Below are 14111 nucleotides of genomic sequence, written 5' to 3'. Positions count from 1 at the left end.
GTTTGGCAAAAAGCCATTTCTGGAGTATGTTTTTCACAGTATTTAGGTTCTAGACCTACGTTGGGCTGATCGACTGGCCTGAAACATTCAGAAAGCTACCCTGATAGGCAAGCTTGCTGTACCTGGAGAAGCAGCACATGACTAACAAGAAAGACCAGATTGCCGATCTGTTCGGGGTGGGAAGCAAACCTGAGTCAGAGCCAGAGTCCAATGGTGAAACACCGAATGCGGCTAAGAGCAGCAAAACTGTTCAAGGCAAGTTAGAGCGTCTCACCAGGCGAGCTCAGGAAAAGAAGGCTCAGCGGGAACTGGGTGAAACTGACTTCTACTCAGAAGACAACGCCGAAGTTGAAAGCACCCTGATTCTTTCTCTAAAGCCTTGGGCCAATGACCAGCGTGAGGCACCGAACGAAGCTCTCCGGTGCGCCTTATTCACCCCTAGAAATAGGAAGACACCACGGGAGTCCTTTAAGAACCACTCGGTAGCTGCGTATGGGAATGCACGCGTCCTGTACACCGGTGAGGAGTTGCGCCAGGACGACCTTGATGTCTGGCTTCAAGTATTGCACATGGCCAGGGAACACCCTCTAGGCGAGCCGATTCGCTTCAGTGCGAACGAGATGAAAAAGGCTCTGAAATGGAACTATGGCGCTAAAACAACGGAGCGCCTCAAGACCAACCTCACGAGGTTGCAGGCAAACGCCGTCAAATTCGAGTCAGAAAGGCTAGGGAAGGGTGTTTCCCTGTCCCTAATCAACAAGTTCGAGTTCAGCAATTCTGATGCCAATGAACCCTCAAACGACTGGGTAATTGAGATCGATCCAGACATAGCCAAGCTATTTGGAGGCGGGATCTACTCGACCAGGTTGGAGTGGGAGCAACGCCTGGAAATTAATGGCGAGCTCGCAAAGTGGCTTCACGGATTTTACTCATCGCATCGTGAGCCTCATGACATCAGCGTAGATCTTCTGCTGTCCACCAGCGGTAGCAAGGTATCGAACAAACACAAGGCAAAACAGCTGCTGATCGCTGCACACGAGGAGCTGATCAGGGTTGGATTCCTGAAGGAATACCAGATGACGGAAGACGGCAAGTTCAGGGTTAAGCGCCCAAGAAAGGCCATCCCAAAACCGGAGTAATCCGGTTTTTTTATGCCCACAGGGAACAGAGGCAGGGGAGGGGAGAGGCAGTTTCGCTATTAACCCTTGCCCGGGCCACATGGGCGATGGGGTGTCCGAACACCACTTCCAACCAGGTCACGACGGTTTATTTGGCCTGCTTATGAAGTTGAGACCAGTGCATGGGTGGCCACGAGGATCACGCATAGAACAAGGCTGCCAGCTATTTATGAGGTAGAGCGAGACCTAGCCTTGAGGTAGGCGGCACCTATTTTGAGGTAGCGCCTGACCTAGCTTTGAGGTAGGTGGCACCTATTTTTGAGGTAGAGCCTGACCTAGCTTTGAGGTAGGTAGCACCTATTTTTGAGGTAGCGCGTGACCTGACTTTGAGGTAGATGGCCGGAATTCGCCGGGCTCCGATCAGGCTTCTATATGAAAAACAACTGGATTTGGCCCTTGTAAGGGCACAAATTGCGGAAGAAATTGGCCTATCCGACGAGGGGGTGACCCCGAAAAGGGGCGGAACTGAGCTAGATAGGGCAAGGCAGGACGCTAAGCTGAGTCCATTTTTTTGACCTAGCTTTGAGGTAGAAACCTCACGAGCAACGAAGATCTAAGCCTGGTTCTATCCACAGATTTTCGAAGCGCTAAACCCTTATAAAACATGACGTTAGGCAGCTTTTCTAGAGTAAAAGCCAAGCATCTGTGGGTATCAGCGGATAATCCGGCCGGATCTACCTCATAAATAGGTAATGTGACCTAGTTTTGAGGTAGAGAAAATGAACAAAAATCGTTTAGAAACAATAGGTTACTGGCTGAAAGAGTCCGAATGCCATAGGGAAAAGCTCAGGGCCGAAATCAGGGACCTAGCTATGAGGTAGTCAACCTCAACTTCAGGTGGCAATACCTCTAGTTGAGGTAGCAATACCTCATGTTCAGGTTGAAATACCTCATGTTGAGGTGAAGGGGTAAATGCTAAGAGACAGGGCTGGCGGGGCCTGCAGCAATGTATCCACAGGCGCTAACCATATATAACCATTCTTTAACCATCTTTTAACCAAGAAAAACTCAATTTTCTTTTGATGGAAAAGCGAAAAGCCTACCAGCGGTTCCGCGAAGGACAGCCAGGGCTGTCTGCGAGTCGAAACCCGTTTGAAGGGACAAAACACGGAGCGCCAAAGCCCCAAGCTGGAAAGCGTCACCAGGCTTAAGCTCGATACCAAGGGAGCGACCAGATTCCCAGACCTTCAGGAACAACGAACCGCGCTCAGGCTGATTGACCAGTTCGATCGACTTGTCCTTTTTGGGCCCATGAAACCCCACCTTGAATGATCGAGTGAGCCCGAGGAGAAAACAGAGGAACTCGACGTGCTCTGCTGGGGTGATCTGGAAGGTAGTCTTCAACTGCCAATCAGCCGAACTGTTCGCCAAAGGCGCCCCATCGATGGAGAGCACAGGTGTCCCTCCAGCGTTAGCGATCTGTTCGAACTTGAAAGCTGACGATCGGCCGAAGACATGAAAGCCATCAATCTTGCTTTGCATCGGATAAGGATCTCAGTGAATCAGGGTTTAGACGGTTTCTTAGAAGGAGCTGGCTTCGCACCTGATTTAACTGATTGACCCGGAACGGCACCGGATGCAGCAGCCGATGGTTTGAGCTTGACCTCTACGCCCTGCGACTCAAGCTCAGACACTGCAGCCTTGTACGAATCCAACTCGCTGGAGACCTGCTCCAGGGCAGCATTCGTTGAGTCGACCTGCAGAAGGGCAGCTTCGAGCCTGGCCTCCAGACCACCGCATACTTTCTCCGAATTGCTGTAGTCCAGCCGCAACCGGGAAATCAACACCTGGTCCTCATTGCGAAGCCTCTCAAGGGTCGCAGCCTGCGTAGATGCATTGGCCTCGCGCTCACGAGCAGCTTGCTCAGCACGCCGGGCATCGTTCAGTTCAGCGGTGCGGGTTTCCAGAAATGATCGAAGGTCAGTGGCTTCCTGCTGAGATGCAGAAAGGGCACGCGCTTGTTCAGAAGTTACTTCTGTCAGCCTATCAACCTCGACCTGAAGCGTTTCAGCTTCACGGCGTACTTCGGCAAGGGCTTGCTCAGAAGAAGATGCCTTCTCTTTGAAATGGGCTAACTCCACCAACGCTGCCTGGAGAGACTGGGAAGTATCGACTTGCTTGGCCTGCAGGGTAGAGATCTGCTCATCACGCTCTTCGAGCAGCGCATCCAGGCGATCAATCTCATTGCCGGCACGCTCACTTTCGTCGTTCGCGGTCGACTGAACCTTGTCGATCAGCTTCTGCGCCTCGACCACCTTCGCATTGGCCTTGTCAGCCATTTCACCATAAAGGGTGCCAACCATCGTCAGCAGCTGTGATTCAAGGCCTGTAATCAAGCCCTTTACCGACTCTTTGACAGACTCGGGGAGGGCAACAGACAGAACAACCTTTTCGACCGGGTTATGCCGCTGCCAGATGGCAAAGAGGCGTTTGGTATTGCCTCCACCGAGCGCCTCGCGCAGTTGCCACCCGTTCACTTCGACTCCCTGCTCCTGAAGACGAGCACCTGCCGAAAGAATCATCTCATCAGTGTAATCAGCGGTTCGCATGGGCCACTCCAGTTGGTGAGCAGGGAAAGTTAGTTAGTTAGTTAGTTAGTTAGTTAGTTTGTAAGTTTAGCCGAAGACACCACAAGCGACAATGCGGGGACATGGCTCTGCCAGCTGGGGACGGCAAATAGCCGCTAGGGCGAACCGCGGCTAAACATGCTGGGCAAGGGAAGGGCGTCTAAGCTCGCAACGGGCAACTTCCACAGCGAGGAAACGCTGTGAATGGGAGAGGACTCAGCGAGACGCTGCTGACAGACGACCTTTGGCCAACACTGGAAATCGAATCTCAGCGATCGAGCTCACTGATGGGAGCAGTGGCGTATGTCGCCAATACCGTGGGGCTCAGGTTCAGGCATGGAGACCTTCTAGTGCTCGATGCTTCAGATCGGGCGGTCGCATGGGGGAAGACCAGTGCGGCGCGAATCCAGGATCTTTTCGAGCTAGGTGTACAGCTTCACTCGCACCCAGGAGATGCAGAACTTTGAGCAAGGTGAGGATCCACCTAACCCCAGGTGAAGCTGAATCGAAGGGCTGGCGATGCCGAACGCACCTGAGGAAAGAGAACCTCATGCCTGCACCAGGTGCCCGGCCTTCCGGCAGTGTTTGGCAAGGTCGCGGGGAGTACTTTGTCTACGACCGCAGTCAGTGCGTCCCTTGGGTTTGGGAACCATGTGATGCTCAGCTGCGTAGGCAGGAGATATCCAGGCAAGCAGCAGAGCTGATCACCGGCGACTGCCTGGTGCTCGATGTCGAAACGACTGGTACCGGCAGGGATGATGAGGTGTGTGAGATCGCCATCGTCGACGCGGCCGGCCAAGTCTTGCTCGACACCCTGGTGCGACCGAGCCGCGAAATCCCAGCTGAAGCCAGTTCCGTGAATGGGATCAGCAACGACATGGTGGCCACCGCACCGACCTGGCCGGAAATCGCAGAACGATACGCCTCGATAGTTGAAGGTCGCCGGGTCGTTGCCTACAACGCGACATTCGATTCGAGGCTGATCAGGCAGACGCACCAGGTGTATGGCCTGGCCGCGCCGGTACTGGACGCCGACTGCTTGATGCTGATGTATGCGGTCTGGAACGGCGAGTGGGATAAACGCCGAGGGTCCTGGCGCTGGTGCAAGTTGATCGAGGCCGCCGGCGAGAGCGGCGTTGCCAACCCGGATGGCCATCGTGCCCTGGCCGATTCGGTGATGACACTGGGGGTTTTGCGTTACCTGCAGGCCAGATCCAACGGTCGGCGTTCACCCAGGAAGTCTCGCTGAGAATCGGGACAGCACCGGCAAGAGATCCGACCAGGTTGGTAGCGGACAGGTGAAGCCGCTCGAAGCAGCCGGGTAATCCGCCAGGAGGGAATAGTCAGGCAAGGGCAGGGCGCGTGCTGAGCAAAATGCACGGGGCATAACCCGAAAAGCGCATCAGATTTCGCGTAGCAACACGCTCCAGAATGCCGGCGGCAAGGTGCACAAAAGTGAACCTAAACGAAGCCCGATCAGAAGTGCATAAAAGTGCACCTCACAGGCACCTCAACCAGCACCGATCTGCATGCTCATAATACCACCCCTGCACTATTAACCGGCCCTAATCCCAACTCCCCTCCGTGCAACCCCCACCCGGACCGTGCCCGCTTGGCCCTGGCGGGGCCCTGTGAGCTCGAAAAAGCCCTATACCGCGACCCATCTATTGATCGACCCGCGCTTGCGCGATGTGAGGAAAAAGAGAGGGAAAAGCAGAGGAAAATAGAGGAAAGATTCGATGAGGCGACTCAGAGGGTGTGGTAGGGCAGGGAGGAGAGGGTTCTTGCAAAAATGACAAACCGTGCAGGGGTGGTATTATTAGAGCGTAATCAGGTATCCCAAGGGGAAAGACCGTGCAGGAAGACATCCAGAAGGCCTACCAAGCGTTGCGCCAGGCGATCGTCCACTTCAACGAGGATTGGCCACAGCTGGCCACCAGGTGCGTCGTATGGCGCCTGCCGGTGCTGCAGGAGAACAAGACGCCGGACACCATCCCCGTGGAGCGCCTCGATGGCCATGTGGCCATAGCGGCTGCCAAGGCGGCCTTCCTGCAGTTTGAGCGCGAGGTCGGCCAGGCGCCGGGTACCGTCATGCGCCTGCCTGGGGTGATCTTCGTGAGCTCTGGCGTGCTGGGGCGTGTCGAGCAGATCAACGCCCTGAAGCAGGCTGTGAAGGACGCCATCGAGCAAACCCGCATCGAGCAGAACGTACAGCCCGCCATTCGGCCGCGGATCATGCGCCGCGCCCTGGGCAAGGAATTCAACACCAACCAGCTCCTGCGCAGCATCCAAAGCTTCGACGCAGCGCCGCGGCTTATCGTCTTCACCTGGGCGGGACACACCGGCGGTACCGAGTACAAAGTTGTGGCCCAGGTCCGCGAGCAACTCGAACTGGAAGCAGCCGCACGGGCTGACCGAGAAGGCGTGCCGGTCAAGCAGACCGTCGAGTACCAGGAGCTACGGTCCATCGTGCGTATGGCGGATGATGAGTCCTTGGTTAAGCGCAAGCTAGTGGCGCCGCATCCACGCGCCATGCTCTACCTGAGCGAATCCACCACCTACGACGCGATGATCCACGCCAACTTGCCGGTATTCGTGCTCGACAGTGAGGACGGATGTGAGGTGCGTGACCTGAAGGACTTTGACCGCAGCAACCGGACGGCCGAGCGACCGGACTGTTCGAAGGCCTCAGAGGCCGTGCCCAGGAAAAGTCTGTACCTGCCAACAGAGAGAAAAGCGAGGGTAGGGCGCAAGCTCGCCGTGCCGTCAACGTACCTGGGCGGTGTTCCACCCGACGACGGGTCGTAATTCGGGTAGCAATGGGCCGGCGCCGTAGTAACCTAGGCGCAGCGTCGAGGAGTTTGAGATGACCACTATCTCCGAAGGTATCCACCAGCAGATTGCCCGTGCTGAATCGCTACTGGCGAAAGCCTGCGGCGTGGCCATGGGCAGCATTGATCTGGACGACTTCAATGCCGATGCCGATGCCAATGCTCGGCTGAGCCTGAAGGCCAAGCAGATCATCAAGACGCTCCAAGTGCTGCCGGCCGATGGACAGAAGCAACTTCTGGAGCGCTACACCGGCCTGGTCAACCAGCTGGCCATCGAGGTTACTGCAAGTACTCACGCCACAATTACCAACCCGCTTGTGAGAGCAGCTGGGTTCTTGCACCGGAACTTCCTCCTCAATGGCTTGCGTCACCTGGCGCTGATCGGCGGAACTGTTGCCGGGATCAATCTCCCGCCGGCGATAGCACTTCCGATCGCTGCAGTCGTAATCGCGTCGGGGACTTTGTCGGGGGCGTCACTTTGGAAGTCGCGGCCAGGACTAGGCATGCTGGCCGGCGCCGGCGCCGGTATCGCAGCGTTTGCAGTGGGCTTAGTGATTGCGACCAGTGAGCCGTACCGTGGCGGCATCGCAATGCTCTGGATCTATACGATGCTGGTGGCAGCTCTGACAGTGGTACGGTCATTCGTTGACTATCGCAAGGATTGCGCTGGTGACCAGGACGACGATGACTATGGGGCGGAGTACCAAAGCCCTCTCGGTGCATATTTAGACCCACACACAGGGGACTTCAGCAGTTTCAATCCAGGCGGATACGTAGAGCTACTGCCTCCCCCCCAAGCTCATCCCCGTGGGAATAACCGCTCTTAATTTAGAAGGGTTGCATATCTGGAGTGAGGGGTAATCTGTAATCAAGAAGCCAGGAGATTACAGATGAACACCTTCACCCAGATCATGTACGACGAGATCCAACGAGCAGAGAACATGCTGGCCAACTATGTGGGCCAGCCGCATGGCGCACTGGAGCTGGATACTTTCCGCCCGGAGTCGTACAGCAACGTCAACGCCGACGTGAAGCGGATTGTTCTGGCGCTTCAAGTTTTGCCAGTACCTGCTAACGCAAGCCAGGAGCTCGCTGCACGCTATATGAACTTGGCAGATAGCCTAGGCGTAGCGGTCTCGAAGCCTCGTATGCATAAATGTCTGCTGTTAGCACGCGACATCGAGGACTTCCTCAGTGACAGCGTATTCACCACATTCCTGCGTCACGTAATGATGGTCGCATTGGCATTCGCCGCCATCCAAATGCCATCCATGGTTGCCCAGGTAGTAACGTTCATCGCCATGTTGTCAGCAGGCCTTGCAGGGGGCCGCCTTTCGAAGAAGTCCCCTGGCCAAGGCATGGCGGCAGGCTACATTGCATGTATGGTTGGCTATGGTGTCGGTGCGGTGTTAGCGCAAGAAGGACAGACCGTCATGGGTGGCGCAGCTGGCGTGTGGGTTGTCACCACCGTGATCGCAATTGCATCTGTCATCACCACCTTCTGCGAGTCGGAGGATAACGTGGCCACAGCAATGGATGAGTACAAAGCACCTCCAGCTATTGGAAACTACCTGGACCCTTTGACTCTTGAGTTCAACTCGATAGACGTAGGCGGCTCGATCAAGCTTCTTTAACGTTCGAGCAAGAAAAAGCCCGGCGATTGCCGGGCTTTTTCATGGAGCATCAACGCCCTGTCAGTGAGTCGGACTGGAGTGAAAGGTTGAAGCCCTCACCAGCCTGATTCATACGCACAATGTCCTGAACCCCAGCTGCAGCACCTTCATCATTAAATGCTGCGTTCTTGATGGTGTTATACATGCCATCGCGAAGTTCGTTGTCCATGCCTACGCTATTGGCGTATTCATTCCAGGCCATACGGCCATTGCTAATATCACCGGTGCTCATTGCGCCAAACAGTTGGGCCTGAGGCTCGTTAAGCCCCATCTGCTGGCCCATAGCTTCATAATCCGAAGCAGAGCCACGAGTTCCAATTGAGGAGCCCAAGTAGTTCATGCCCCCTTTTACCCAATTGTTGTAGCTCTCGTTATCGTCAGAAACCTCCCTCTCTCTACCACGAATACGAGCTTCTGCATCGCCGGCCGACGCAGCACCAACACGGCCACGATATACATCTGCGTCGTTCCGTACGGTGCCTGCCTTGTCCGTGTACAAGCCTTCAGCAGATCGATCACCTCGAATTGAAGCGTTCTGATTATTAAACTCGGAGTTGAACGCCCCTGCATCAACCATTCGACCGGCACCACTCGCATCAACGCCGCTAGCATCGGCTCCAACAAGGCCAGCATTCCGGCCAGAATCATCGATCGCGCCGTCACCAAAGATCTTATCGAAGTTGTTTGTCTGAGCCAGTGTCAAAGCAGCAGCTGCAACGGATCGCTGGCTGTCGTCATACATCATATTCCCGAGGGTTTTGTAGTTCTGGTCGTACTGCTCCCCATTAACGCTCTGAGCTGTATTGACCACATCTTGACCCCGCCCCTGGTTCATCAAATTCGAGGCAAAGGCGTGTAGTTTGAGGTTTTCACCGTATCCGTACTGCTGCTGGAATGCCGAGGCACTTTCATAAGTCTGCGCTGACTGTTCGGTTCGTGCAGCCTGCTGCATCAGAGAATTTGTATCCGTCGAGGAGAGCCCCAGGCTTTGGCCTGATTGAACGTTCTGCGCAATTTCGCGTCCGCTGGTCCTCGCCAGTTTGTTGTTAACGGCCTCGGCCAGTTTCGCTTGCGCGGTTTCCTGCGCAGTTCGGCCACCACTCTGGGCGTTATCATGGGTCTGCTGAGAGGTAGTGGTGCCGCCTACACTGGCACCTGCTGATGCCGAGGCGCCGCCTTTACTGGCTGAAACACCGCCTGAGGCATTCCAACCTGCAGTCAAAGAAGCAATTTGAGCGTCGCGCTGGGTCTGGGTAAAACCAGCATTTTTCATGTCCTGCAGAGCACTCTGAATGGACGCGTCATTAGACATGCCAAATGCAGCCTGAACACCTTGACCAACCGAGGCTTGCTCCCCGATTGACTTCGAATTGCTGTAAGCAGTACTGAACGCGGACATTGCCTGCGATTGCATGGTTGCCGACTCGCTGTGCATTTTGGAGTCAGCGGATTTGACAGCCTTGCTCATGGCACTGCTCATGCTCATGTCGCCAAGGTTGGCTTCCGAACCAGAGGCACGGGTACCGTTGAAGTCATTGACTGCCTGCGAAGTCATCTGCAGGCCAGCACCAGGTGTAACGACATCCGGCGAAGCAATTTTCTCGTTGATGGTGTCTGATCCGCCCAGCTTCGTAGCGAGGCCGGAGGCTGCTACGGAGGTGCCGTACACTAGGAACATACACAGCGCAGGCACAGCTGAAGCCAGCATGCCGGCAATGCCAATTTGAGCCTCAAGAATTGGCATCATGTCGCGCATTTGGTTGAAGGACAGCCCGGTGCCAACGGCGAAAGAACCTCCAAGAATCGCCTCGATCTTCGCTTGGGTAGTCGAGAGCGCGTAAAGGTTGATGATCGCCAGAACCGGCATCCAGAGAGTCATCCAGATCAAGATCATCAGGTACTTGCTGACGAGGCTGATACCGAAACCACCCAGCACGATCACAAACGCCATGATCGGGGTAATGGCATAGATGAAACCTTCGAAGAACGTCATGAAGGGCCGGATGTAGCGGGTGAACATCGATCCTTCAGCAGCCCACTGCGTCGCCTGCTGCGCCATGGCTTGGTTCATCATGATGGCCGCAGCTCCCTGCATATCCTGAATGGCAAGAGCGGAAGGCGCCCCCTCAAGGATTGGCATCACAGCAGACATAATCGCGAAATTACGGGCATCGATGGCGCCGGCTGCGATATTGGACAGCGCGTCGTCTAGGCGGGCTTCAATAGCAAACGAATCCGGCTTAGAGCCAGCAGTCGTCATACCCTTTGCGATATCGCCAAGGAGGTCTGACTCGGCACTTTCTGTCATTGCCTTCAGGCTCACAAAGGCATCCGTGCAAGACTTTGTGCTGCCATCAGCAGGGCCATCGTAAATCTTGGTGTAGTAAACGTCAGACTCGAATGCCAGTGCATCGATACCGTTCGGATCCTTCAGGATGTTCTGAAGAGCGCGGTCATCACTGCTTGCTGAGACCAGCGTGCATTCCTTGATGTAGTTGGACCAAGACGCGAGAAGGTTAGAGTTGCCGCCATTTCCGGTCATCGAGCTCAGGCTGATGACGTTGTATGCGATCTGCCGAACGTGAATCAGCGTGTTCAACGGATCGGCAAAACCATAGGAAGTCATGCTGGGCGTCGAAAAGCCTTGCTCCATTGCCTGGGTGATTTGGTAGCCGATGTTCGAAACAATCGAACCTACTGCCAGAGGCCCGATCGGAACACCGTCGACGACGGCGACTTCCCCGGTGTAGATGTCTTCAACCACGGCAGTTGCAGTCGGACCGTACATGGCCAGGTACAGAACAAAGCAGACAAGCAGCTGCTGGAACTGGATGCCGGTGTTCGAATAAACGGCTTTGAAGCCGAGAATGAACGCACCAACCAGGAGCCCAATCATCGCAAGACTTTCGATGGTCCCGCTGCCGCTGATCATGGCCACTGCGTTCAGGATGTCCTCCATGAACACAGCACTGCCGAGGCTGTAGATAGAGAATTCCATTCTTAATTGGTCCCAGTGGTGGTGACTTTGGTGCTGAAGGCGGTGGTGAGTGCCGGAGCCGGCAACAGCTCCATAGCCGTCTTGTAAGCCATGTTCATTTCGGACGGGGTCCCGTACTTAGCAATTGCTGCCTGGTACTGGTTGTCGAGTCGCGTGTAGGCATCGCGCAGGAATTCATTGGGCGATGTGCCCAAGGCGCCTTCCATTTCGTTGCCAACCAAGGAGTTACGGACTGCCTCGATGTATCCACGGGCGAGCACGTAGGTCATGTCACGCGCCAGCATTTTGGAATGCTCTTGAACAAAGCCCTTTGCCTGGTATGGGGAGCTCTTCGAGAGTCGCTGGATCATTGCGGAGAAACCGGTTGCTTGCAGGCCGGCCAGCAACGATTTTTCTTCCTCAGTGAAGGACCCGGTGTTAGTTGCCCACTTTTGAACGATGCCGATGCTGTTCGGGCTGCCGATAAAGGCCTTCACGATCTTTTCAGCAACACCGTCGAACTCGATCTCCTTGGTACCGAGGCTGCTGCCGTTGTCCGGATAGCAGGTATCTTCATCGCCACCACAGTCATAGATGCTGACCTTCTCGCCTTTCTTGCCCTCGATCATCGTCTCAAGGTCAATCTTGAGGGGCGGAAGAACGATGGTTTGGCGCTGACGCCCCTTGCCGTCATCCGAGTCGCCAAACTCACCGAGGATGATTGATCCCGTGAAGGACATCATGATCTCGTCAGTCTCTAGCGAGCCGTAGAGGAAAGCATTTTTGGCGTTGCTTCTGCGCAGGTTGCACCAGACGACGTTGCCCTTGTCCTTACACATCTCGGCATAGCCGTTCGACTCAACTTCTTCGCCGGCCGACTTGCCTTCGGTATTGAACCAGGAGCCGAAGTTATCCTTGATGCCCTTGGTAAAGGACTTCTGCTTGTCAGCGGCATCAAGCTTCGCACCGAATGCCATGAACGTGTCGGTAACCAGGCCCGTTGCCAGTTGGCACGAGTTCGACATCAAGCCGTTGATGTGCTGCATGGCCTCCTGCAGGTCCTTGATGACGTTTGCGACCGTTGGCCCCATTGCCTGGAGAGCCAGCTTGAAGGCATAGCCGGAGGCGACACCTACCGCGTTGGAAGCGATGGAACGCAGGGACTGCACGAACTGCTGAGCGTTGATGAAGCTGAACGAGCCAGCAAACATGTCGATGCCACCGCAACCGGCCTGGAAGGACGGCGGACGAAAGGCGACTACTGGGGCGTTCACGATTTTGTTGCGGAAACGCATCGAGCCACCGGAAATTACGCCCCGGGTCGCAGTCTCGTACGCACCAGCATCGGTGGAATTCGACATGCCGTCGAACATCGAGTCCATCTGGGATTGGATATTGGCATTCGCCACTTGCGAAGCACATGCGATCGCAACACCGAGGGCGAGAGCTTTGAATTTGACCTTGAGCATTTACATCCCCTCTAGCGCAGTCTTTTGCGCAAGCTGGTTGCGCAGATGTTCGACAAGTACGTTTGGATCTTTCAAATCTTCTTCGGACAGGTCTTTGGCATCGTCCATGGTGAGCAGGCCGTTATCCGTAAAGGGCTGGGTTGAGGCGAACATCTGGTGACTGATGATCCCGTTGTCCCGAGCAACCATCAGGATTCGGTTCTCAAGCACGTCCTGTGTCACGGCGCCGTAGCCAACAATTTCCGTTTTGTCCGGGGGGATCGCCAAGGCGAGGGCAGGGGCGTTGTAGATCTTGAGCTTCTTCGCCTGGCCATCATCAATGCGGTATTCCGAATAGATGTTCTGGTCTAAAGGCTTCCCGTCCAGAGACACTGGGAGGATCGGTATCCCGGTTTTGAAGCTCAGGCCCTGGAGCACTCCTGCCTGTTCAACGCAGAGGGCGCAGTCGGATTTGAAGAAGTAGAACAGGCCGACCCTGTCAGCCAGATCCTTGAGTACCGTCTCCTTCCGCTTGGACGACTCACGGTTCATGGTATTGGCGGCGTAGGTTGCTACTGGCCGGCGGCTGTCTTCATCCAGGAACGGATCGCGCATGATTACGCTGGTAGACCTTTCAGCGAACTTGTTCGCCTTATCCATCATCAGACGCTGCAGGTAGTAGTAGGCCTGTACGTTCTCATCCGATGGGTCATCGATAGCGCGGTCCCTGTACAAGGGAAGGTTCACCTTGATCCAGGCGACACTTCCCACGGGCGGGCCCTTGGGCTTCACCGGCTCAGCTTTAACCTCGACAGGCTTTTCTGCAGGAGGCGGTGGAGGAGGAGGAAGCTCCTTTTTCTTCTCGACCTTCTTTTTGACTTCCTTGGGCGGATCCTTGTACCAGAACCAGCCTTCGGCTTTGTCCTTGTAGAACTGAGAGCCGCCTGCCATGACAGAAGGCGCTTCGGCGACTTGAGTGGTCGATTGCTCAGCGATGGCCATGCCAGAAGCAGCAATTGCAGCTGACAGAAGTAACTTCTGCGCTATGGTGCTCATAGGAGGCCACGCACCTTCATCAGGCCTTCGACAGCAGAAGTCTTGTAGTCGAAAGCGGCCCCATTCTTAATTCGCGCAGGCAGCAACACCTTTACCCAGTCCAGGTGCCGGTACTTTGCATTGCCGATCTTCTTTGTGAAGTAGGTGTAGCTGTAGCCGAGCTCACCAGCCACGTCCTTGGCCGACATCCGGCCCCCGTACTCGGTGACCAGGCACCGCGGCTCATCCCCACGACCATTTGGAGTGTCGTTGTTGATGTCCGCATGAACGGGCTCCGAGTCTTGAACTTTGAGTGCTAGGGTCATATCGGAATCGCTAATCGTGAATTTCCTGTTAGCGATATCCTAGGGATGCAACCCCCTCAAAGGGGGTTAATCCAGC

11 protein-coding genes are annotated in these 14111 nt (G+C 55.4%); 5 read left to right on the top strand and 6 right to left on the bottom strand.

Annotated features, from left to right (window positions below; translation table 11 throughout):
* The first annotated feature begins 137 nt into the window (after positions 1–137).
* A complete protein-coding gene (gene trfA / locus P7A97_RS07905; RefSeq protein WP_277689383.1) occupies positions 138–1139 on the top strand; it encodes a plasmid replication initiator TrfA in 1002 nt (333 codons plus the stop codon).
* Positions 1140–2186: 1047 nt separating this feature from the next.
* Here the strand turns inward: trfA and P7A97_RS07900 are convergent.
* Together P7A97_RS07900 and P7A97_RS07895 are read right to left on the bottom strand one after the other, a co-directional pair.
* On the bottom strand, positions 2187–2660 hold the full coding sequence (locus tag P7A97_RS07900) for a hypothetical protein (RefSeq protein ID WP_277689382.1): 474 nt from the start codon (positions 2658–2660) through the stop codon (positions 2187–2189).
* 20 nt (positions 2661–2680) lie between these two features.
* A complete protein-coding gene (locus tag P7A97_RS07895; RefSeq protein ID WP_277689381.1) occupies positions 2681–3727 on the bottom strand; it encodes a DNA-binding protein in 1047 nt (348 codons plus the stop codon).
* Between the two features lie 739 nt (positions 3728–4466).
* Here P7A97_RS07895 and P7A97_RS07890 point away from each other — a divergent pair.
* The 4 genes from P7A97_RS07890 (at position 4467) to P7A97_RS07875 (ending at position 8210) form a co-directional block, all read left to right on the top strand.
* Complete coding sequence (locus tag P7A97_RS07890; protein WP_277689380.1) at positions 4467–4994, top strand: 3'-5' exonuclease; 528 nt, start codon at positions 4467–4469, stop codon at positions 4992–4994.
* Between the two features lie 605 nt (positions 4995–5599).
* Entirely contained in the window at positions 5600–6553 is a 954-nt protein-coding gene (locus tag P7A97_RS07885; protein WP_277689379.1) for a DNA replication terminus site-binding protein, read from the top strand.
* 58 nt (positions 6554–6611) lie between these two features.
* Positions 6612–7403, top strand: coding sequence for a hypothetical protein (locus P7A97_RS07880; RefSeq protein WP_277689378.1), 792 nt, complete (start codon positions 6612–6614; stop codon positions 7401–7403).
* A gap of 63 nt (positions 7404–7466) precedes the next feature.
* Positions 7467–8210 (top strand): hypothetical protein, encoded by a 744-nt coding sequence (locus tag P7A97_RS07875; RefSeq protein WP_277689377.1) that lies wholly within the window; start codon positions 7467–7469, stop codon positions 8208–8210.
* 49 nt (positions 8211–8259) lie between these two features.
* On the opposite strand, the gene P7A97_RS07870 is transcribed toward P7A97_RS07875, so the two are convergent.
* From P7A97_RS07870 to P7A97_RS07855, 4 genes are read right to left on the bottom strand one after another with little or no spacing between them, the layout of a single operon-like run.
* Entirely contained in the window at positions 8260–11247 is a 2988-nt protein-coding gene (locus tag P7A97_RS07870; RefSeq protein WP_277689376.1) for a conjugal transfer protein TraG N-terminal domain-containing protein, read from the bottom strand.
* A 2-nt stretch (positions 11248–11249) separates the two neighbouring features.
* A complete protein-coding gene (locus P7A97_RS07865) occupies positions 11250–12695 on the bottom strand; it encodes a conjugal transfer protein TraH (protein WP_277689375.1) in 1446 nt (481 codons plus the stop codon).
* Positions 12696–13730, bottom strand: coding sequence for a conjugal transfer protein TraF (gene traF / locus P7A97_RS07860; RefSeq protein WP_277689374.1), 1035 nt, complete (start codon positions 13728–13730; stop codon positions 12696–12698). It lies immediately after the preceding gene.
* Positions 13727–14035, bottom strand: a complete 309-nt coding sequence (locus tag P7A97_RS07855) for a hypothetical protein (RefSeq protein WP_277689373.1) — start codon at positions 14033–14035, stop codon at positions 13727–13729. Before P7A97_RS07855 ends, traF begins: the two co-directional genes overlap by 4 nt.
* Positions 14036–14111 lie beyond the last annotated feature (76 nt).

Source organism: Pseudomonas sp. GOM6 (assembly GCF_029537485.1).
Lineage (GTDB): Bacteria > Pseudomonadota > Gammaproteobacteria > Pseudomonadales > Pseudomonadaceae > Aquipseudomonas.
Note: the sequence above shows the minus strand (reverse complement) of the source record. Positions and strands in the feature narration are given on the sequence as shown.